Below are 18870 nucleotides of genomic sequence, written 5' to 3'. Positions count from 1 at the left end.
CGCGCTCACCGCGCGTCGTGAAAGATCACCCCCAGCATGTGCCGCCGCCCCGAGCGCAGGCGGCTCACGCCGTGCTTCATGTTCACGCGATACGGCCCGCGCGTGCCCTGCACCGGCCGATGATGCACGGCGAAGAACACCGCATCGCCCTGTGAAAGCGGCACGACTTCCGCGCGCGACTGCATGCGCGGACGCTGCTCGGTCATCACGAATTCGCCGCCGGTGAAATCGCGGCCGGGCGCGGAAAGCAGGATCGCCATCTGAATCGGGAAAACGTGTTCGCCGTAGAGATCCTGATGCAGGCAGTTGAAATCGCCGGGCACGTAACGTAGCAACAACGGCGTCGGCCGCGTCTGCCCCGCGCGATGACAGCGCTCGATGAACGCCGCGTGCTCACCTGGATAGCGCATCTCGATACGCATGACCTCATTCCAGCGATTGGCGACCGGCGCGAGATGCGGATAGACCGCGCGCCGCACGCGCTCGAGCGTGTCGGGCAGGGGATACGCGAAGTACTTGTATTCGCCGCGCCCGAAGCCGTGGCGCTCCATCACGACGCGGCTGCGAAAAATCCCGTCGCGATCGTACTGGGCGGCAAGCGCCTCGCATTCTTCGGGCGTGAGGAGCGCGGGCGTCGTGGCGCAGCCGTAGCCATCCAGTTGGGCTTCGAGATCGGCCCAGTCGAGCGCGTCGATGCGTGCTTCCATATTCGCCGCCGTTGCGCGTTCGAGCACCTTCATGTCGTTTCTCCGGATGTGCGTGAGCGTGCCCGCAGTGTGCGCCGGGCGCCCGGTTCACGCACTCCGGGTCTTGCTGTGCAATTCGCGCCGGCGGTCAATGCGCCATCGCGGTCTCCGCGATGCGCTCCTGCAGCGCGGCCTTGCGCGCGGCCATCTTCGCGCCGAGCGCGACGAGTTCCATCTTCGCTCTGCGCACTTCCGGAAAGAGCGTGGATTCTTCTTCCTCGATGTGATGCGTCGTGTTTTCCTTGAGCACCTTGAAGGTCGCGTCGAAGCCGTCTTCGCCCGCTTTCAGGTTCGTGAGCCGTTCGATCAGCGTCTTGACGAGAAAATGCTCGACATAGGCCTCGTCCACATCGATACGTTCGTGCGCGGCGAGCGCATGCTGGGCATCGGCATACAGCAATTCTTCCTCGACGATCGTGTGAATCGTCAGCAACTCGCACGCGCGCTGCGCGAGCGCGTTCCTGCGCTCGAAATCGTTGGCGTCGGCGCGTTCGAAGGCATCGAACAATTGTTCGATCGCACGGTGATCGGCTTCGAGCATGTCGAGCGCATCAATGGGTCGCGGGGTTTGAGCGATAGACATGGGGTTCTCCAATAAAGGGCTCTGGCGGCCCGTCAAGCGACATCTGCGTGTCCTGAGATGCCGAAGTGCAGCAAGACAAATGCCCGCGATTTGACCAGTTAACGGCGTCGTCGCGCCGGTCTAAATGGTCGAATCCACCGCAATGTTCAGGTCACGTTGCCGCAGCACCTTCACCCGCCACCACGCGGGCAACAGTCGCCGCACTTCGGCGCGCGCGAAGCGGTCGTCGATCAGAAACAGCACGCCGCGATCGAGCGGCCCGCGAATCACGCGGCCGGCCGCCTGCACGACTTTCTGCAAGCCGGGAAAGAGATACGTGTACGCGTAGCCTTCGCCGAACGCTTCGTGCATGCGCGCCTTCATCTGCTGGTTGACGGGGTTCAACTGCGGCAGGCCGAGCGTCGCGACGAACGCGCCGATGAGCCGCGTGCCCGGCAAGTCGATCGCTTCGCCGAACGCGCCGCCCAGCACCGCGAAGCCGACGCCGCGTCCGTCCGGCACGAAGCGCGCGAGAAATTCGCGTTGCGCCGCCTCGCTCATCGCGCGGGACTGCTGCCAGCATGGAATCGAAGGATGCCGCGCCGCGAGCGCCGCCGCCACCTGCGCGAGATAGTCGAAGCTGCTGAAGAAGCTCAGATAGTTGCCTTCGGCGCGGAAATACTGCGCGGCGATGAGATCCGCGATGCGATCCACCGAGCGCTCGCGGTCGCGATAGCGCGTGGAGAGATCGGCGATCGCGCGCACGTCGAGTTGATCGGCGGAGAAGGGCGATTCGACATCGATACGCACGCTCGACTGCGGCAGCCCGAGCGTATCGGCGTAGAAATGCGCGGGCGTGAGCGTCGCGGAAAAGAGCGCGACGCAGTGCGCGCGCGCGAAGCGCGGCGCGAGATGCGGCGCGGGAATCACGTTGCGCAGGCACAGCACGGCGTTGGGCTTTTTCGTGGCCGAAGCCGCGAGCGTCAGCGTGATGTCGAAGATCGAATGCGTCCCGAAACGCTCCGCGATACGCGTGAAATGCAGCGCATCGAAATAGAAACGCAGGGTGTCGGGCGTGAAAACGTCGGGTTGCTCGCCGAGCGTCTCGGTCATCAGCGAGACGGCTTGCCCGAGCGCTTTCAGAAACCGCGCGGGCGATTCCGGATGCGCCGCGTATTCGACGCCGGCGGCGTGCTGGCCGCTCGCCGTCTCGTTCCAGCTTCGCGCGACACGGCCGAGCGCCTTTTTCAGCAACGGCGGCGCGCCACGGCGCATCGCGTTGAAGGCGGCCTGATCGAGCGTCGCGGAATACATGCCGCGCGCGCGTTCGACGAGATTGTGAGCTTCGTCGACGAGCACCGCCACGCGCCAGCGACTCGCCTCCGCGAGCGCGAACAGCATCGCGCTGGTATCGAAGTAGTAGTTGTAATCGCCGACGATCACATCGCCCCAGCGCGACAGTTCCTGGCTCAGATAGTACGGACAGACTTCATGCCGCCGCGCGACCTCGGCAATCGACGCGCGATCGAGCTGCGCGCAGTCGAGCGCGGCGGCGCGCGCATCGGCGAGGCGATCGTAGAAGCCGCGCGCGAGCGGACACGATTCGCCGTGACACGCGCGATCCGGATATTCACAAGCCTTGTCGCGCGCGACGAGTTCGACGACGCGCAAGGGCGTCGCGGCGAGCGTCGTCAGCGCATCGAGCGCCAACTGGCGTCCCGCGCTTTTCGCCGTGAGAAAGAAGATCTTGTCGAGTCGCTGGCCCGGCCACGCCTTGAGAAGCGGAAAGAGCGTGCCGACCGTCTTGCCGATGCCAGTCGGCGCCTGCACGGCAAGACAGCGCCCCGACACCGCCGAGCGATACACCGCTTCCGCGAGCGCGCGCTGGCCGGGCCGGAAATCCGCGTGCGGAAACGCGAGCGCGGAGAGTGCGGCGTCGCGCGCGGCGGCGTGCGCGAGTTCCTGCCGCGCCCACGCGATGAAGCGTTCGCACTGCGCCTCGAAATGCGCGGCGAGCGCGCTGGCCGTATGCGTCTCGACGAGCGCGCTCTCGCTCTGATCGACGATATCGAAATAGACGAGCGCGATCTCGATGGCGTCGAGCCCGAGCTTGCGGCACATCAGATGTCCGTAGACGCGCGCCTGCGCCCAATGCAGATGCCGATGATTCTGCGGCATCGATTCGAGCCTGCCGCGATGCGTCTTGATCTCTTCGAGCCGGTTGAGCGCGGGATCGTAGCCGTCGGCGCGGCCACGCACGCACAGCGGCCCCCAGGTTTCCGACAGCGAGATTTCCTTCTGGTAGCCGGCAGGCCGCCGGCCCGTGACGGTCACGTGGCCCGCGACGCCTTCCTGCGCGCTCGGCGTCGGCGTGAAGCGCAGATCGAGATCGCCCTGCTTCGCCGTGAACTCGCACAGCGCGCGTACGGCGACCGTGTAGGCGGGCTCGGGTACTGTATGCATGTACAGCAGTCTAGCATGCGCTTATCGACGCCAAAGCGCGTTTCAGGATGCCGCGCGCAACAGCGTGCCGAGGGTTTTCATCGCGCTTTCGATCTGCGGCGACCACGGATGGCCGAAGTTGATGCGCACGTGGTTCCCGAACGCGTGGCGCGCGGAGAAGATCGGCCCCGGCGTCACGTTGATGCCGTGCTCGAGCGCGCGCCGATGCAACTGCATTGCGTCGACGTGTCCGGCCAGTTGCAGCCACATGAAATAGCCGCCTTCGGGCCGCACGCACGCGACGTCCGGCGGCAGCCAGCGCGCGATGGCCTGCTCCATCGCGTCGCGTTGCGCGAGCAGGGCGCCGCGCAGCTTGCGCAGATGCTTGTCGAAGCCGCCGTGCTGAAGATAGTCCGCGATGCCCGCCTGAATCGGAATGCTGGTCGAGATGCTCGTCATCAGCTTGAGACGGCGGATCGCGCCGGCATGGCGGCCCGCCGCGACCCAGCCGAGCCGATAACCCGGCGCGAGCGTCTTCGACAGCGATGCGCAATGCATCACGAGCCCTTGGGTATCGAAGGCTTTCGCGGGCGGTGGGCGATCCTGCGCGAAATGCAGCTCGCCGTAGACGTCGTCCTCGATGAGCGGAACCTCGTGCTTCGCCAGCAACGCGACCAGCGCGCGCTTTTTCTCGACGGACAGCGTCACGCCGGTCGGATTCTGGAAGTTCGTCATGAACCAGCACGCGCGCACCGGATGTTTGTCGAGCGCTTCGGCGAGCACGTCGAGATCGAGACCATCACGCGGATCGACGGGAATCTCGACCGCGCGCAGTCCCAGATGCTCGACCGCCTGCAACGCCGCATAGAAGCACGGCGATTCGATCGCGACAACATCGCCGGGCTTCGTCACCGCCATCAGACAGAGCGTGAGCGCTTCCATCGCGCCGTTCGTGACGATGAGTTCGTCCACCGGCTGCGCGATGCCCATGCCGATGTAACGCAGCGCGATCTGCCGCCGCAGTTGCTCGTTGCCCGGCGGCATGTCGACGACGGTGCTCCACGGATCGAGCATGCGGGCCGCGTGCGCGAGCGATTTCGCGAGACGCGGCAACGGAAAGAGCGCCGGCGATGGAAACGCCGAACCCAGCGGCACGATGTCCGGACGCTTGACGGCATCGAGCACGGAGAAGACGAGACTGCTCACGTCGATGGGCGCGGGCTCCGTGAGCGGGGCGGGCGGCGGCGTTTGCTGCGGCAGCGTCGCGCCCGGCGCGACGTAATAGCCGGAGCGCTCGCGCGCGCGAATCAGCCCCCACTCTTCGAGCAGGTAATACGCCCGAAAGACCGTCGATTGTCCGACGCCGTATTGCGTCGTCAAATGCCGCACCGAAGGCAGGCGCGTGCCGACGGCCAGCCGGCCCGCGCGAATCTCGGCGGCCATCGTGTCGGCAAGGGCTTGATAGCGCTTCATCGCGTGACGTGAGTAAGAGTTCGCGCGCAGGCTTTGCGCGGCGCGAAATTGTCTCACACGGTTTCGCGAAGGAATATCGACGTACCGCCGCGCGTTTAATGGACAAGCGGTTTAATCGCCGCGCCTGGTTTTGAAACTTTCGGAGGTCGTTTCATGAAACTCGCCAGAATCGCAACAGTCGTGCTCGCGCTCCTCGCCGGCCTGCTCGCGGGATGTCAGACCGATGGCGGTTCGACGTCATCCGGCACGACGTCCAGCAGCGGCAGCAGCGGCGGATATTGAGCGCGTCTGCCGGTCCCGACACCGCGCCGTTGCCGCCGGGCATGTCGGCGGCGCAGTTTCGTGCGGCGCTCGCGGCTTTCGCGGCGGCGCTCGGCGGCGATGCGGTGGTGCCGAACGATGCCGCTTCGCAACTCGAGCCGTATCTCGATCCGTTCGCGCCCGGCGATGCGTCGGCGCATGCGCCGTCCGCCGTCGTGCTGCCGAACGATGTCGACGGCGTGCGCGCGGCGTTGGCGGTGGCGAACCGGTATCGCGTGCCGCTCTGGACCGTCTCGACGGGGCGCAACTTCGCATACGGCGGCGCGGCCCCGCGCATGCGCGGTTGCGTCGTGCTCGATCTGCGGCGGATGAACCGCATCATCGAGATCGACGAGACATTGGGTCATGCGCTCGTCGAGCCGGGCGTGACGTACTACGATCTGCATCGCGCGCTCGGCACGCCGCGGCGTTTCTGGCTCGATCCGCCCGCGGCCGGCTGGGGCAGCGTGATCGGCAACACGCTCGAACGCGGCTACGGCACGACGCCTTACGGCGACCACGCGGCCAATCAGTGCGGCATGGAAGTCGTGCTCGCGAACGGCGAGGTGGTACGCACCGGCATGGGCGCGATGTCGTCGAGCCGCGACTGGCAGGTGTTCAAAAGCGGCTTCGGGCCGTCATATGACGGCATGTTCATGCAGTCGAACTTCGGCGTGGTCACGAAACTGGGTCTTTGGCTCATGCCGGCGCCCGAGGGCTACATGATCTGCCGCTACGCATTCGCGCGCGAGGACGATCTGGAAGCCATCGTCGATACGCTGCGCCCGCTCAGGCGCGACGGCACGATCCAGAGCAACGCGGTCATCGAAAGCGCGGTGCGCTGGGCGGCGGGCGTGTCGACGCGCAAACAGTGGTACGACGGCGACGGCGCCATGCCCGACGACGCCATCGACGCGATGGCGCGCAGGATCGGCATCGGGCGCTGGAATCTGCGCTTCTGCCTGTACGGGCCGGAGTCGCTCGTGAAGGCGCGGCGCGATATCGTGCACGCACGCTTCAAGCCGATCGCGGGCGCGACGCTCTTCGAGATGCCGTATCGCGAGGGCGTCGTGGAACCCGAGGGCGGCGGCGATCGCGCGCAAGTGGGCATTCCCGGTCTCGAAGCATTCAGCCTGCTGAACTGGCGTGGCGGCTCGGGCGCGCATATCGATTTCTCGCCGGTCTGCCCGCCGATCGGACGCGATGCCGTCAAACAGGTGCGTATGGTCCGCGAGCGTGCCGAGCAATCCGGCTTCGACTATTACGGCGGTTTCACGGTGGGCGAACGCGCGATGCATCACATCTTCGCGGCGATTTTCGATCTCGACGATCCGAAACAGTCGCGCGCGGCGGGCGCGCTGATCGAAACGCTGATCCGCGACGCGGGCGCGGCGGGCTACGGGCAATATCGGACGCATCTCGCGTATATGGATCTCGCCGCCGCGCAATACGATTTCAACGATCACGCCTCGATGCGGCTATCGGAAACGATCAAGCGCGCGCTCGATCCGAACGGCATTCTGTCGCCGGGCAAGCAGGGCATCTGGCCGTCGAAGTTTTTTTCGCGGGACGGATGATGAGCACGACGCGGCGTGAGTTCCTCATCGCGATGGGCGCAGCGGGATGGCCGTGGAACGCGTCCGGCGTCGTCATGCGGGCTTCGACGCGCATCTGGGTCGTCGATCGGGACTTGCCGCAACGTCGCCTCGTGTTGCGTCGGGACGCCCGTTTCGCCGCGCTTTCCGGCGATGCGGGCTGGCTCTGGATCGAGCGATTGTCGAAGGAAGCGGTTGCGCGTTCCGATGGAATCGGCGGAATCACGCGCTTCGCGGATGCCTTCGTTTTCGCGCAACTGGGCGCGGAGATCGGTATGCGCGCGCAGCATCATCGCGCGTGGGACGACGGCTCGCTGCTATGGACGCTCGAACACGGCTGAAAGCGCTTCGCTAGAATGAACGCATCTCGATATTGCCGCGCACGGACGAAACGATGGAAGCCACGCACACCCGCACGATCGCCGACTGGCACGCGCACGTTTATTTCGATGCCGTGAGCCGCGACGCCGCGTGGCAATTGCGGCTCGTCATTGAAGCGCGTTTCGCGGACGAACTGCAAAGCGGCGCGTTGCGCCTCGGCCGTTTTCACGAACGCCCGGTTGGACCGCATCCGATGTGGTCGTTCCAGTTGGGATTCGGCGGCGACCTGCTCGCGCCGATGCTCGCGTGGCTCACGCTCAATCACGGCGCGCTCGACGTCTTCATGCATCCGAATACCGGCGATGCGCTCGTCGATCATCGCGATTCGGCCGTGTGGATCGGCCGTTCGCACGAACTCGTGCTGACGAGTCTGGGTGGCTGATGCAAAAAGAAAAAGGCGGACCGCGTCCGCCTTTTCTTGACTGCTCGCGAGATTACTTCTTCGCGCTGGCCGTTTTCGGCGACACGGCGCGCACGGCCGTCTGACTCGCTACGCTAGCGTCGTTCTGCGCGGCCTCGACCACTTGCTGCGCGGCTCGCTTGGCGGCTTCATAAGCCGAATTCGCCGATTCGGTCGCGGCGTCGATCGCGGTCTTCCACGCCGTCACCACGGCTTCGCTGCCGACGGGCGCGTTGCTCGCGAGGCTCTGGACGAACGCCTGAACATTGCGCTGCGACTTCTCGATCTGATCCTGCGCCGCTTCGAGATAACCGCCGCGCACGCCCGCCGCGATCTCATAGACGCCCAGCCAGTAAGCCTGCACGCGCTTCGCGCTGTCTTGCAGATGCTGGTTCTGAAACGCGAAGAATTCCTGCGGATCGCGCACGGACAGCGACCGGGCGATCAGCGCCTGATGTTCGTCGAGCGTCGTTCTGACCGTACGCACGTTCAAATCGACCAGTTTCTCGAAACCCTCGACAGCTCGGGAGGCGAGACCGAAGGTCGTGTCGACTCCGGCCTTTTGTGACGCGATTACGTTTTCCGGCGCAAGACTGCTCATGCTCGACTCCATAGGGAAGTTGCGAATAGATAGCGCAATGAGGTACCGCTGAATTGTGCAGTGCAGCGAATGCCTTATTCTAAGCCAAGTGGATGAAGTGTCAATTACGTTTTCCCCGCTTGACTTTAAACCAGGCTGCTATCTGATCAAAAATAATGGCTAATAGTCAATTAATAAGCAGGCTTTGAGGACTGTATACTCTGATCACGCATCACATAATCCGAACGATCATTTCATTTTCTGGCAATATTCCGAAATTCGAAAGAATCCCGTCCGACCGGACGGAGAAGCTGCGGTCGCATAGCTGCCTGTCCGTCAAGCGTAGCGGCATTCTGCTCGTAAACACCTAAGCCAAAAGCGTTCGAATGCGTTGTTTACCCACTTGACGCATTGATGTGCCAGTTGAAACAATCTCGCACTGCAACGCGCGGGTCGATCGGCATTTCCAGAGCAGGCGAGAGGAGTTGTTCCTGTCACTGCCTCGTCATCGTAAATGCGTACGCTTCACCTCGCGCGAATGAGCCGGCGCTGAACGGCATATAGATATAAATCGAGAGAATTAGAGAAAATGGGGCGACATTCCCAAACCCTGGGCCACCTTGAGCGTAGTCACGAAGACAACACCTTGCGGCGCGCCATGGCCGCGCGGCTCGACCGAGCCCTGCAGAAAGCCAACATCAGTTCCGCAAAAGCCGCTGGCTGGCTCGACGTAAGCGAGCACGACGTGCAATTCTGGCGGCGCGGCATCACGGTTCCGCCGTTTGCCGCATTCAGCCGCATCGCGAAAGCGCTGGATATCGATCCGCACTGGCTCTGCACGGGCCAGGCGCAGCACGCGCATCACGCCAACTGAACGCGTTCGCGGCGGCGCGCCTTGCGCGCGCCGTCTGTCGTGCTTCCCTGAACGTCAGATTTCCGTCGGTACGGACGGCGCCGGCTTGCGTCCATGCATCAGCACGGTGCCGATGCCGCTCGCGGCGATCACGCACATGCCGATTGCCATCCACATGTCGGGCACCTGGCCGAACAGCAGCCAGCTGAAGAACGCGGCGAATGCGAGCTGACCGTAGGAAAAGGGCGTCAGCAGGGACAGCGGCGCGCGGCGCAGCGCCTGCAACATCAGCAGTTGCCCGCCGGTTGCCATCGTCGCCATGAAGACGACGAGCAGCCAGCTTCCCACGCGCACTTGCGCGAGCGCCGGCAAGGTCTCGGCCTGATCCATCCAGACGAGCACGCACAGCACGACCGTCGCGACGAGCGCCGTGAGAAAGTTGGTGGTGATCGCGTCGTCGACACGCGAAAGATGGCTCGACAAGACTTGAAAGCACGCGAAGGTCGTCGCCGCGCCGATCGGAAAGATCACGGTCCAGCTGAACTGACTGCCGCCCGGCCGCACGACGAGCAACATGCCGATGAAACCGAGCACGACCATCGCCCATTTGCTGCGCGGCACTTCGTCTTTCAGCACGAGCGCGGCGAGCAGCGTGGAGATGAGCGGCGCGAGCATCGCGAGCGATGTCGTGACCGGCAGCGGCAGATGCCGCAGGCCCGCGAACGTGCAGGCGGAATTGGTGAGGAGGAGCACCGCGCGCACGACCTGGAGCTTGATCGCGCCCGTGCGAAACAGCCCGAACGCGCCGCGCCGGACTTGCCAGACGCCCAGCACGATCATCTGGAAGAGATAGCGCACCCAGAGGAGCGCAAGCAGAGGGACCGCGGTGCCGATCAGCTTGACGGTGGAATCGCTGGCAGCGAAGAGTGCCGTCGTCAGGATCATGATGGCGATACCGGTGCCGGTGTTATCGGTATCAATCCGGTATCGCGCCTTGCCCTCTAAGGTTGCCATCGAACTCTCGTTTGTGAAGGACGGCTTTTAGGCCGTTGCTTCAATTCTCCCGGCATCGCAGGCTACTGGCAAGGCGACAGTAAAGTTCTTTTCATGCGTGTTGTGTGTGGGTCACGACACGGTAAATGTACTAGACGGTTCGAACAAACGCGTGATGCGGCAGTGGGGATCATCAACCGTTCGTGCTTTTCGGTCCTAATTTTTGTCGATGCAATTTAAGACGCGGATTAGAGCTTTCCTATGCGTGGCTCTCTAATATTTCATCAACGCCGAACGACACAGCACGAACAGCAATCATGAACAAGAAGCGCATCATCCTCGCCGCCGCGGTCATGTCGATGAGCCTGATCGCGTTCATGTCGATGAATACCGGCCGCGCCGCATTCGACATGTATTCAGATAGCAGCACGATGTTTGCGGTCGATCACGAGCAGAATCGTTCGCCGACCGATGCCGTCGCGATGTTGGAGCGGTGGTAGTAAAGCAGTGGCAGTAACTAGTAGCGAAGCAGTAGCAGTAGCAATAGCGGTAACGCAGTGACTTGGAAGTGAGTAGTTGCAACAGCAGTGCAGTAGTAATAACCGCGTGAAAGTGAGTAGTTGTAGTAGAAGTGATGCAGTACAAAAGCCGGGCGTTTGCGCAAGCAGCCGCCCGGCTTTTTCACGTGGCGTCAGCCTGCGCCAACGGGAAAGTATCCAGGCTCATTATTTCGCTCAAACGCCTTGCGCCTGAGTATTTGCCGCCTACACTTAAAGTAGTTTCTCAACTGCTTCGAGGGAGGCAACGATGAGAACGAGAACCCGCGAAGTCGTGCGTATGCTCGCCACGTTTCGTCATGCCGCGCATTGCCGGCGCTTGCGCGCGGCCGCAGCGGCGCAAGAAGCGCGCGATCTCGCCAATGAGGCATCGCAGGACGACGCGGAAGAGGACGAGCGTGCCGAGTCCGAAGCGCATCTCGCTGTGCGCAAGCCGCATCCGGGCATGCATTGAGCGTCGTCCGCTCAGACGCGTGCCGGATTTCTGAACGGCGAGAAGCGCCAGTGCCCGCTCGCGTCCTTCACCGCGATCGCGCCATGCTCGTGCAGCACCTCGCCGATGGCGCCAGGCTTGATCTCGTCGGAGATACGGATGACGAGCAAGGTTCGCTGCGGCGTCGCGTCATCGGAGACGTGCGGCGTGGGCGGACGCGGCGGCAATGGCTCATGCGGCACGAACCGGTTGCGCGCGCCGATCACGCCCTGATGCTCGCCATGCGCGACGTATTCGGCATCGTCCTCGTCGTGTGCGGGCGGCAGAAGCGCATCGATGTCGACGTCTCCTCGTCCCGCGCGGTAAAGATGTGCATCGTCGCGTCGCAAGCCCGCGAGCTGCAATGCGCGAAGCGCGTCGTGTCCATCCCGATAGGAACCGAACACCCCAACTATGACCTGATTCATCGTCGCCCCCTCTGTCGGTCCGCTTCGTCGAGCGCACCAAGCAACGGATGTGTTTATGCGCGTGTCTGATCCGCGCTCCGTGTTGTTTATTTCGTCAGAAGAACATCAGCAACGGCCGTTCCCGCATGGTGGTTTTGAAAGGAAGGATGTCGATGACGAATCCGTAGCAGGTTGCGACCCCAACGGCTATCACCTAAAGTAACTGAGCTTCTTGTCCCGGAACCGCGCGTCACGCGACGCGCTCTTCGCGAGGTTCGAATGATTGCGAAAGCCTGTGCTTGGATGCTCGTGCTGATGGCAGGCTCCGCGGCGGCGGCGCCGTGCTACAGCGACGGCGATGTCGTCACACTCGAAGGCACGGCGACCCGCCAGGGCGCGCGTGAAGCGGACGCGTCCGCGAAGCCGGCGTGGGTACTCACGCTGACGAGCCCGATCTGCGTCACGAGCGCGAGCACGGGACAAGGCGGGCGGCAACAGTCGACGGTATCGGCGGTGCAGATCATCGACGCAACGCCGGCGGACAACGCGCGCATCCAGCTGACGGGCAAGCTCGTCACGGGCAACGTCAGCAGCTATTACGCGGTGCCGACCGCGATCTGGGTGCTCAAGCAGCGCGCGCTGTCGGGACAATAGCGTCCGTGCGCTCGCATCGGCGCTGCGCTGCAATCGAAAGAAGAACGAACGATCAGGCCGCTTTCGCGTGCGCGTGACAGCGCCAGTATTCGGCGACCACGATATGCAGCGGCTGATGCTCCAGCTTGCGCTCTTCGGCGAAGCGCCAAATGGCGTCGAGTTGCGCGCCGGTGCAGCGGAACCCTTCGCGGCGCGGCGCCGTCTGGTTTTTCTTGTGCGTGGTCATGGCAATCCTTTTTTAGGACCTTCCCCGACAGGGCATGATCGTTCGACGGGGCGACCCGTGCGCGCGAACGCTGCCTGCTGCTGTCACATTAAGCCGTAGCCGCGCATACGGAACCGGCTGTTAGCGCACATAGCCATGGGGATTGCTTACGCACCTGGAATAAACCTTACGTCCCGGCCGTTTAGCACTGCAGGAACCCGCGCTGGAAGCGAGACGCGGGCAAGGGAGGAGAAGCCTGTGAGCGCCGATCTACATGCGCAAGAGGAACTCGCGCACATCGGGCGAATGATCGCGGAGCTGGAGCGCGCGATGACGGGGCGCGGCGACCCGCTGCGGCTTGCCGTCATGCGGCCGGAATACTGGCAAAAGCGCATCGATGTACTGATGGCCGCATCGACGAACGAACCGCTGCGGCGCGATGCGGCGGCGCTGCGCGAGCGTCTCGCAGACGTCTTCGCCGACGCGCCCGAACGAGACACGGGGCAAGCGGGAGAGCGGCGCAGGAGACTGGCGGCAGAAAACGAAGCGAAGCGGCGTGAACGGCGGCGCATCTGAAATCCGGCATGCGCCGCCGTAACGTCAACCGGCTTGCTCGACCGGCGTCACTTCGATATCGAGCTTCTGCGAGCCGCGCAGCACCGCGACCTTCACCGGCCTGTCGATGCGCGACGCGTCCAGCGAGCGCTGCAAACCATCGACACTATCGACGCCGACGCCATCCACCGCGACGATGCGATCGCCCGTGCGCAAACCGCCGAGCGCGGCCGGGCTGCCTTTCACGATCTCCATCACATGCACGCCGCTCGCCGACGCGAGTTCGAAGAAGCGCTGCACGCGCCGCGAAATCGGCGTGGTCGTGCCCGCCACGCCGATATACGCGCGCCGCACCCGCCCGTACGCGAAGATCTGCATGATGACCCACTTGGCCGTGTCGATCGCGGTCGCGAACGAGATCGCCTGCGCGCCGGCGATGATCGCGGTGTTCACGCCGATCACCCGTCCCGCCGAATCGATGAGCGGTCCGCCGGAGTTGCCGGGATTGAGCGCGGCGTCGGTCTGGATGACGTCGTAGATCATGCGGCCCGACGTGGAACGCAACGAGCGCCCGAGCGCGGACACGACGCCCGTCGTGACGGTCTGCGCGAGCCCGAGCGGATTGCCCACCGCGATCGCGATCTGCCCGACGCGCACACCGCCGGAATGGCCCAGTTCCACATGCGGCAGCGGCTCCGGCGAACCGATGCGCAGTACCGCGAGATCGCTCGCGGGATCGTCGCCGACGAGATCGGCATCGAAGCGCGCGCCGTCGGCGAGCGTGACGACGATATGCGTCGCGCCATGCACGACATGACTATTGGTCAGCAGATAGCCGTCGGGCGTGAAGATGAATCCCGAGCCCGTGCCGCCGACCTGGCGGCGCGCGCCGCGCTGATCGGCGACTTGCCGCTCGACCGAAATGAACACGACTGCCTGCTGCACGCGCTCGAGCGCGCCGATCACCGTGCGCGAATACGCGTCGAGCAGGGCGTTATCGTCGATATGGTCGAGCGGTGCAGAGGGCGCGGCGTCCTGCGCGCCGCGCGCAAGATCGTCGATGAATTGAGGCCTGCTTCCCATGTTCCTTGACTCCCGATGTTCTGGAAGCGGACATGCGGGCTGCGGCCGCCGATTTCAAGAGATCGTTGCGTTCGCAAGCAACTGCATCGGCCCGAGCGTTTCGACGATGCCGCGTTGCGCATCGTCGCGCACGAAAAGCGAGCCCGCGAAGCCGAGCGCGTTCACCGCGACGCCTTCGACATGCGACGCGCCGCGCGGCACCGCCAGCATCCAGCGGCGCGTGACGAGCAGGTTGTATGGCGCGCTCTGATGCGCAACGCCCGCGACATCGAATGGCTGCACGCCGATCGCGTTCAACAGTTGCAGATAGATCGCGTGCGCGTTCGCTGCGCTGTCGTCGTCGAGCCATGCCGCCGCGTGCGTGAACGCGAGTTGCGGCGCACGAAAGACGCCGCTCGTGCGCGCCGCTTCGATGCTCGCTTCGACCGGCAACGCGTGACCATCGAGCGGCAGCGGCACCATCTGCAGATGCTTGTGCGGCTGGCTCGATCCGGCGACCGTGCCGCCGTTGTAGAAGCCGAGCCCGTCGAAACGATCGAGACACGCGAACAGCGCCGCGAAATCTTCCTGGCCGATGAGCGATTCCTGCGGCTCGAAATCCGTCGTCACGATGAGCAGATGATGCGCGAGCACGTTGAACTTGTTGAGCAGCAGAAAGTGCCGCTCGCCGATATCGCCGACACGCAAGGCCTCTTCGCAAGGCGAGAATGGATCGCGCCATGCGCTCGCGGCATCGGCTGTGGATTTCGCCGCGAGCTTCGACGCTTCTTCCTTTCGCGCGAGATTCGCCGCCTGCCTGACGAGAAAGCGCACGCCGCTGTCTTCGATCACGCTTTGCACCGTATCGAAGGAACGCAGCGCGCCGCATGCGAGCGCGCGCTCCGTCTGCGTGACGATTGCCTGCCAGGACGGAGCGTTCATTCGCGCCATGCTTCTCCCTTGCCGAACTCGTGACGTTCGAGCGATGCCGCATGCATCTCGATGCTGTATCCGGGCGTTTGCGGCGGCATGTATCGCCCGTTGCGGATGACGACCGGATCGAGAAAATGCTCGTGCAGATGATCAACGTATTCGAGCACGCGGTTCTCGAGCGAGCCCGACACGCAGATGTAATCGAACAGCGAAATATGCTGCACATACTCGCACAAGCCGACGCCGCCCGCATGCGGACACACCGGAACGCCGAACTTCGCGGCCATCAGAAGCACGACGAGCACTTCGTTCAGGCCGCCGAGACGGCAGCTATCGATCTGACAGAAGTCGATCGCTTCGGCTTGCAGCAGCTGCTTGAAGATCACGCGGTTCTGGCAATGCTCGCCGGTCGCGACGCCGATCATCGGGGCGAGACGCTTGCGGATCGCGGCGTGGCCGAGCACGTCGTCGGGGCTCGTCGGCTCTTCGATCCACCACGGATCGAATTCGGCGAGACGGCGCATGTTCGCGATCGCTTCATCGACTTCCCACACTTGGTTGGCGTCCATCATCAGCTTGCGGTCGGGGCCGATCTCTTCGCGCAGGATGCGCGCGCGACGCATGTCCTCTTCGAGATTGCCGCCGACTTTCTGCTTGAAGTGGGTCCAGCCCGCCGCGACGCCTTCGCGCGCGAGACGGCGAATCTTGTCGTCGTCATAACCCAGCCAGCCTGCGGAAGTGGTGTATGCGGGAAAGCCTTGCGCGAGCATTTCCTTTTCGCGTTCGCCGCGCGTGTGTTGCAGGCGCTTGAGCAACGCTAGTGCTTCGGATGGCGTGATCGCATCGGTCACGTAACGGAAGTCGAGACAACGCACGAGCTGTTCCGGCGTCATGTCGACGAGCAGTTTCCACACCGGCTTTTTCTCGCTCTTGGCCCAGAGATCCCACACGGCGTTGACCACCGCAGCGGTCGCGAGATGAATGACGCCTTTCTCCGGACCGATCCAGCGCAACTGACTGTCCGATGTGAACGCGCGCCAGAAGCCGCCCATGTCCGCGGCGATGTCCTCGACAGTCTTGCTGACGACGAGCGGCGCGAGCGCCTCGACCGCCGCGACGACCACTTCCGTGCCACGCCCGATCGTGAACGTGAGTCCATGACCCGCAAGTCCGGGCGCATCGGTTTCGAGTATCACGTAGGCGGCGGAATAATCGGGCGCGGCGTTCATCGCGTCGGAGCCGTCGAGCGAACGCGAAGTGGGGAAGCGGATATCGCGTACGGAGAGCTTCGTGATGCGGGTCATGTTCATCTCCTTGGGTTTGTTCGGAGGCCAATATCAAGGCGCAAATATGCTGCAACGCACGCGAGCAAACTGCATTGACAAGCCGTGATTCGCCTCCTAGCCTGCTAGCATGTTAGTGCGAAATCAAGGGCGGCGTGAGCTCATCGACGAATGAAAACAGCCTTGCCGCCGACCCTTACCGCGCGTTGCCTCGCTTGCACGCCGCGGGGCGCGGCAGCCTGACCGACGCGGTCGAACAGGCGCTGCGCGCGGCTATCGTCAATCTGGCGATGGAGCCCGGCATGATGATCGACAAGCTCGCAGTGTGTGAGCGCATGGGCGTATCGCGCTTTCCGGTTTCGTCTGCACTGGCGAAGCTCGCGTCGGCGGGTCTCGTCGAGGTCTTGCCGCAGCGCGGCACACGCGTCATGCCCATTGTCATGCACGACATACGCCAGCACCTGTTCATTCGCAGCGCGCTCGAAGTGGAGACCGTGCGTACGCTCGCCGCCGCATGCGACGCCTCGACACTCGATGCGCTCGCCGCCAATCTAGAACGCGAGCGCGATGCAGTGCAGCAAGGCATGCGCCGCGAGTTTCATTTGCTCGATCTCGCGTTCCACGAATTGCTACTGGACGCGATCGATCTGCCGCGTGTGAAGGAGATCGTCGCGGCCTCGCGCAATGCACTCGATCGAGCGCGCCGTCTGATGGCGAGTCCCGAGCGTCACGCGCATACGCTCGCCGAGCACACACGCATTGCCGATGCGATTCGCGCGCGCGATGGTGATGCCGCCGCGCGCGCGATGCACGATCACCTGGATGAAGTCGTCGCGGAACTGCGGCGCTTTTCTGTTGAAAGACCGGACCTGTTCAGGGAGTAGAAGACAAGGAAGACGAGCGACATGTAGTCAACCGCAATGGAGGAGACACACAATGAACCTGTTCAAACAAGCCGGCGCCGTGGCCGCGCTCGCGGCTGCCTGTCTCGCCGCATCGCAGGCGACAGCGGCCGAGGACTTCAAGGGCGTGACCGTCAACGTGATGACCTTCGTCGGTCCGCAGATCGCCGAGCCGCTGCAGCGCCGCGCGCCCGAGTTCGAGAAGCTGACCGGCGCGAAAGTGAACGTGCTGACGGTGCCGTTCTCCGATCTCTATCAAAAGCTGTTGACGGACTGGGCGTCCGGCACGAACTCCGTCGATGCAGCCGTGTTCGCACCGCAGTGGATGGTCGATTACACCAAGGGTGCGTTTCTCGAAGACCTGACGCAGCGCGTCGCGAAAGATGCGGCATTGAAGGAAGACGACGTGATGCCGTTCTTCGTCGACTTCTCGCAGAAGTTCAACGGCAAGACCTATCTCGTCGCGCTCGACGGCGACTTCCAGATGGTCTATTACCGCACCGACATCCTTCAGCAGCTCGGCAAGCAGCCGCCGAAAACCTGGGACGATTATCTCGACATCGCCAAAGCCGCCAACGGCAAGGTCTTCGGCGGCGACGGCAAGCCGGTCGCGGGCTCGTGCATTTCGAAGAAGCGCAACGCGCAGGCGTACTGGGCGATCATCTCGATCGCGGGCGGCTATCTGCAATCGAAGGGCACGGCGCAGGGCGCATTCTTCGATCCGCGCAACTTCAAGGCGCTCGTGAACAACGACGGCTTCAAGGAAGCGCTGCGCATCTATAAGGAGTCGACGTCCTACGGCCCGCCCAACGAAATCAATCTCGATGTCGGCGATACGCGCAGCGCGTTCATCTCCGGCCATTGCGCGTTGACGCTCGACTGGGGCGATGTCGGCGTGCTCGCGATCGATCCGAAGCAGTCGAAGGTCATCGACAAGGTCGGCGCGGTGATCCTGCCCGGCTCGCGCAAAGTAGTCGATCGCGACACGGGCAAGCTCGTGCCGTGCGACAAGGCCACCTGCCCGTATGCGATCGACGGCGTGAATCACGCACCGTTCGCGGCCTTCGGCGGCTGGTCGGGCGGCATCAACGCGAAGGCGAAGCCGAAGGTGAAGGACGCCGCCTATGCATTCCTTTCGTTCATGAGCCAGCCGGCGCAGTCGAACGTCGACGTGACGATCGGCGCATCGGGCTTCAATCCTTATCGGCGTTCGCAGTTCACGGATATGTCGGCGTGGAAAAAAGCGGGCATGAGCGACGCGGCGGCGAAGTCGTATCTCGGCGCGATCCAGCAGAGCTTGCAGAGCCCGAACATGATCATCGATCTGCGTATTCCGCAAAACCAGCGCTATGAGCAGGTCGTGCTCGATACCGCTGTCGCACGCTTCGTCGCGGGCGAAATCGATGCGGACGCGACGATGAAAGCCATCGACAGCGGCTGGAGCGAGATTACCGACGATCTCGGCAAGGACACGCAGTTGCGTGCCTACAAGGCGTCGATCGGCGCGAAGTAAAG

General features: G+C 63.8%; 22 protein-coding genes. 11 read left to right on the top strand and 11 right to left on the bottom strand.

The features are described from left to right. Positions 1 to 5 precede the first annotated feature (5 nt). The 4 genes from BTHE68_RS18210 to BTHE68_RS18195 form a co-directional block, all read right to left on the bottom strand. Positions 6 to 740, bottom strand: a complete 735-nt coding sequence (locus tag BTHE68_RS18210) for a 2OG-Fe(II) oxygenase (RefSeq protein ID WP_162067673.1) — start codon at positions 738 to 740, stop codon at positions 6 to 8. Between the two features lie 94 nt (positions 741 to 834). After that, the gene (locus BTHE68_RS18205; RefSeq protein WP_162067672.1) at positions 835 to 1329 is read right to left on the bottom strand and encodes a hemerythrin domain-containing protein; all 495 of its coding nucleotides are present in this window, start codon (positions 1327 to 1329) and stop codon (positions 835 to 837) included. Between the two features lie 120 nt (positions 1330 to 1449). Beyond that, positions 1450 to 3771 carry an ATP-dependent DNA helicase gene (locus BTHE68_RS18200; RefSeq protein WP_162067671.1) on the bottom strand — a complete coding sequence of 774 codons (2322 nt, stop codon included), beginning with the start codon at positions 3769 to 3771 and terminating at the stop codon, positions 1450 to 1452. Between the two features lie 42 nt (positions 3772 to 3813). Then, positions 3814 to 5223, bottom strand: a complete 1410-nt coding sequence (locus tag BTHE68_RS18195) for an aminotransferase-like domain-containing protein (RefSeq protein ID WP_162067670.1) — start codon at positions 5221 to 5223, stop codon at positions 3814 to 3816. Between the two features lie 153 nt (positions 5224 to 5376). Between BTHE68_RS18195 and BTHE68_RS37170 the strand changes: the two genes are divergently transcribed. The 4 genes from BTHE68_RS37170 to BTHE68_RS18180 are packed head-to-tail and all read left to right on the top strand — an operon-like array spanning position 5377 to position 7881. Beyond that, positions 5377 to 5505, top strand: a complete 129-nt coding sequence (locus tag BTHE68_RS37170; RefSeq protein WP_286202788.1) for a hypothetical protein — start codon at positions 5377 to 5379, stop codon at positions 5503 to 5505. 41 nt (positions 5506 to 5546) lie between these two features. After that, entirely contained in the window at positions 5547 to 7100 is a 1554-nt protein-coding gene (locus BTHE68_RS18190; RefSeq protein ID WP_162068256.1) for an FAD-binding oxidoreductase, read from the top strand. Further along, positions 7097 to 7459, top strand: a complete 363-nt coding sequence (locus BTHE68_RS18185) for a hypothetical protein (RefSeq protein WP_232077951.1) — start codon at positions 7097 to 7099, stop codon at positions 7457 to 7459. The genes BTHE68_RS18190 and BTHE68_RS18185 overlap by 4 nt, the downstream gene beginning before the upstream one ends. A 53-nt stretch (positions 7460 to 7512) precedes the next feature. After that, positions 7513 to 7881 (top strand): DOPA 4,5-dioxygenase family protein, encoded by a 369-nt coding sequence (locus BTHE68_RS18180; protein ID WP_162067669.1) that lies wholly within the window; start codon positions 7513 to 7515, stop codon positions 7879 to 7881. Positions 7882 to 7933: 52 nt separating this feature from the next. Here BTHE68_RS18180 and phaP read toward each other — a convergent pair whose 3' ends face one another. Then, the gene (gene phaP, locus BTHE68_RS18175) at positions 7934 to 8500 is read right to left on the bottom strand and encodes a TIGR01841 family phasin (RefSeq protein WP_225936273.1); all 567 of its coding nucleotides are present in this window, start codon (positions 8498 to 8500) and stop codon (positions 7934 to 7936) included. Between the two features lie 625 nt (positions 8501 to 9125). Here phaP and BTHE68_RS18170 point away from each other — a divergent pair. Then, positions 9126 to 9353 carry a helix-turn-helix domain-containing protein gene (locus BTHE68_RS18170; protein ID WP_232077950.1) on the top strand — a complete coding sequence of 76 codons (228 nt, stop codon included), beginning with the start codon at positions 9126 to 9128 and terminating at the stop codon, positions 9351 to 9353. Between the two features lie 54 nt (positions 9354 to 9407). On the opposite strand, the gene BTHE68_RS18165 is transcribed toward BTHE68_RS18170, so the two are convergent. Next, complete coding sequence (locus BTHE68_RS18165) at positions 9408 to 10346, bottom strand: DMT family transporter (protein WP_162067667.1); 939 nt, start codon at positions 10344 to 10346, stop codon at positions 9408 to 9410. A gap of 296 nt (positions 10347 to 10642) precedes the next feature. Between BTHE68_RS18165 and BTHE68_RS18160 the strand changes: the two genes are divergently transcribed. Beyond that, complete coding sequence (locus BTHE68_RS18160; protein WP_162067666.1) at positions 10643 to 10825, top strand: hypothetical protein; 183 nt, start codon at positions 10643 to 10645, stop codon at positions 10823 to 10825. 307 nt (positions 10826 to 11132) lie between these two features. Next, positions 11133 to 11336 carry a hypothetical protein gene (locus BTHE68_RS18155; RefSeq protein ID WP_162067665.1) on the top strand — a complete coding sequence of 68 codons (204 nt, stop codon included), beginning with the start codon at positions 11133 to 11135 and terminating at the stop codon, positions 11334 to 11336. 11 nt (positions 11337 to 11347) lie between these two features. On the opposite strand, the gene BTHE68_RS18150 is transcribed toward BTHE68_RS18155, so the two are convergent. Beyond that, a complete protein-coding gene (locus tag BTHE68_RS18150) occupies positions 11348 to 11782 on the bottom strand; it encodes a hypothetical protein (protein WP_162067664.1) in 435 nt (144 codons plus the stop codon). 294 nt (positions 11783 to 12076) lie between these two features. Between BTHE68_RS18150 and BTHE68_RS18145 the strand changes: the two genes are divergently transcribed. After that, entirely contained in the window at positions 12077 to 12415 is a 339-nt protein-coding gene (locus BTHE68_RS18145) for a hypothetical protein (RefSeq protein ID WP_232077949.1), read from the top strand. A gap of 52 nt (positions 12416 to 12467) precedes the next feature. Here the strand turns inward: BTHE68_RS18145 and BTHE68_RS18140 are convergent, their stop codons facing one another. Beyond that, a complete protein-coding gene (locus BTHE68_RS18140) occupies positions 12468 to 12641 on the bottom strand; it encodes a hypothetical protein (RefSeq protein WP_162067663.1) in 174 nt (57 codons plus the stop codon). 237 nt (positions 12642 to 12878) lie between these two features. Here BTHE68_RS18140 and BTHE68_RS18135 point away from each other — a divergent pair, with 237 nt between their 5' ends. After that, complete coding sequence (locus BTHE68_RS18135) at positions 12879 to 13196, top strand: hypothetical protein (RefSeq protein WP_162067662.1); 318 nt, start codon at positions 12879 to 12881, stop codon at positions 13194 to 13196. A 24-nt stretch (positions 13197 to 13220) separates the two neighbouring features. On the opposite strand, the gene BTHE68_RS18130 is transcribed toward BTHE68_RS18135, so the two are convergent. From BTHE68_RS18130 to BTHE68_RS18120, 3 genes are read right to left on the bottom strand one after another with little or no spacing between them, the layout of a single operon-like run. Continuing rightward, positions 13221 to 14258: a S1C family serine protease gene (locus BTHE68_RS18130; protein ID WP_162067661.1), complete on the bottom strand. Its 1038-nt coding sequence runs from the start codon at positions 14256 to 14258 to the stop codon at positions 13221 to 13223. Between the two features lie 54 nt (positions 14259 to 14312). Then, on the bottom strand, positions 14313 to 15188 hold the full coding sequence (locus BTHE68_RS18125; RefSeq protein ID WP_162067660.1) for an ATP adenylyltransferase family protein: 876 nt from the start codon (positions 15186 to 15188) through the stop codon (positions 14313 to 14315). Beyond that, on the bottom strand, positions 15176 to 16474 hold the full coding sequence (locus tag BTHE68_RS18120; RefSeq protein ID WP_162067659.1) for an L-fuconate dehydratase: 1299 nt from the start codon (positions 16472 to 16474) through the stop codon (positions 15176 to 15178). Before BTHE68_RS18120 ends, BTHE68_RS18125 begins: the two co-directional genes overlap by 13 nt. Before the next feature lie 134 nt (positions 16475 to 16608). Between BTHE68_RS18120 and BTHE68_RS18115 the strand changes: the two genes are divergently transcribed. Beyond that, entirely contained in the window at positions 16609 to 17337 is a 729-nt protein-coding gene (locus BTHE68_RS18115) for a GntR family transcriptional regulator (protein WP_232077948.1), read from the top strand. Positions 17338 to 17389: 52 nt separating this feature from the next. Further along, positions 17390 to 18868 (top strand): extracellular solute-binding protein, encoded by a 1479-nt coding sequence (locus BTHE68_RS18110; RefSeq protein WP_162067658.1) that lies wholly within the window; start codon positions 17390 to 17392, stop codon positions 18866 to 18868. The last annotated feature ends 2 nt before the right edge of the window (positions 18869 to 18870 follow it).

Source organism: Burkholderia sp. THE68 (assembly GCF_009938265.1).
Lineage (GTDB): Bacteria > Pseudomonadota > Gammaproteobacteria > Burkholderiales > Burkholderiaceae > Caballeronia.
This window is presented reverse-complemented; position numbering and strand designations above follow the sequence as displayed.

Excerpts from the sequence above, each read along its gene's own strand:
- BTHE68_RS18210 (WP_162067673.1), bottom strand. The coding sequence starts at position 740 with ATGAAGGTGCTCGAACGCGCAACGGCGGCGAATATGGAAGCACGCATC.
- BTHE68_RS18205 (WP_162067672.1), bottom strand. The coding sequence starts at position 1,329 with ATGTCTATCGCTCAAACCCCGCGACCCATTGATGCGCTCGACATGCTC.
- BTHE68_RS18200 (WP_162067671.1), bottom strand. The coding sequence starts at position 3,771 with ATGCATACAGTACCCGAGCCCGCCTACACGGTCGCCGTACGCGCGCTG.
- BTHE68_RS18195 (WP_162067670.1), bottom strand. The coding sequence starts at position 5,223 with ATGAAGCGCTATCAAGCCCTTGCCGACACGATGGCCGCCGAGATTCGC.
- BTHE68_RS37170 (WP_286202788.1), top strand. The coding sequence starts at position 5,377 with ATGAAACTCGCCAGAATCGCAACAGTCGTGCTCGCGCTCCTCGCCGGC.
- BTHE68_RS18190 (WP_162068256.1), top strand. The coding sequence starts at position 5,547 with ATGTCGGCGGCGCAGTTTCGTGCGGCGCTCGCGGCTTTCGCGGCGGCG.
- BTHE68_RS18185 (WP_232077951.1), top strand. The coding sequence starts at position 7,097 with ATGATGAGCACGACGCGGCGTGAGTTCCTCATCGCGATGGGCGCAGCG.
- BTHE68_RS18180 (WP_162067669.1), top strand. The coding sequence starts at position 7,513 with ATGGAAGCCACGCACACCCGCACGATCGCCGACTGGCACGCGCACGTT.
- phaP (WP_225936273.1), bottom strand. The coding sequence starts at position 8,500 with ATGAGCAGTCTTGCGCCGGAAAACGTAATCGCGTCACAAAAGGCCGGA.
- BTHE68_RS18165 (WP_162067667.1), bottom strand. The coding sequence starts at position 10,346 with ATGGCAACCTTAGAGGGCAAGGCGCGATACCGGATTGATACCGATAAC.
- BTHE68_RS18160 (WP_162067666.1), top strand. The coding sequence starts at position 10,643 with ATGAACAAGAAGCGCATCATCCTCGCCGCCGCGGTCATGTCGATGAGC.
- BTHE68_RS18155 (WP_162067665.1), top strand. The coding sequence starts at position 11,133 with ATGAGAACGAGAACCCGCGAAGTCGTGCGTATGCTCGCCACGTTTCGT.
- BTHE68_RS18150 (WP_162067664.1), bottom strand. The coding sequence starts at position 11,782 with ATGAATCAGGTCATAGTTGGGGTGTTCGGTTCCTATCGGGATGGACAC.
- BTHE68_RS18145 (WP_232077949.1), top strand. The coding sequence starts at position 12,077 with ATGGCAGGCTCCGCGGCGGCGGCGCCGTGCTACAGCGACGGCGATGTC.
- BTHE68_RS18140 (WP_162067663.1), bottom strand. The coding sequence starts at position 12,641 with ATGACCACGCACAAGAAAAACCAGACGGCGCCGCGCCGCGAAGGGTTC.
- BTHE68_RS18130 (WP_162067661.1), bottom strand. The coding sequence starts at position 14,258 with ATGGGAAGCAGGCCTCAATTCATCGACGATCTTGCGCGCGGCGCGCAG.
- BTHE68_RS18125 (WP_162067660.1), bottom strand. The coding sequence starts at position 15,188 with ATGGCGCGAATGAACGCTCCGTCCTGGCAGGCAATCGTCACGCAGACG.
- BTHE68_RS18120 (WP_162067659.1), bottom strand. The coding sequence starts at position 16,474 with ATGACCCGCATCACGAAGCTCTCCGTACGCGATATCCGCTTCCCCACT.
- BTHE68_RS18110 (WP_162067658.1), top strand. The coding sequence starts at position 17,390 with ATGAACCTGTTCAAACAAGCCGGCGCCGTGGCCGCGCTCGCGGCTGCC.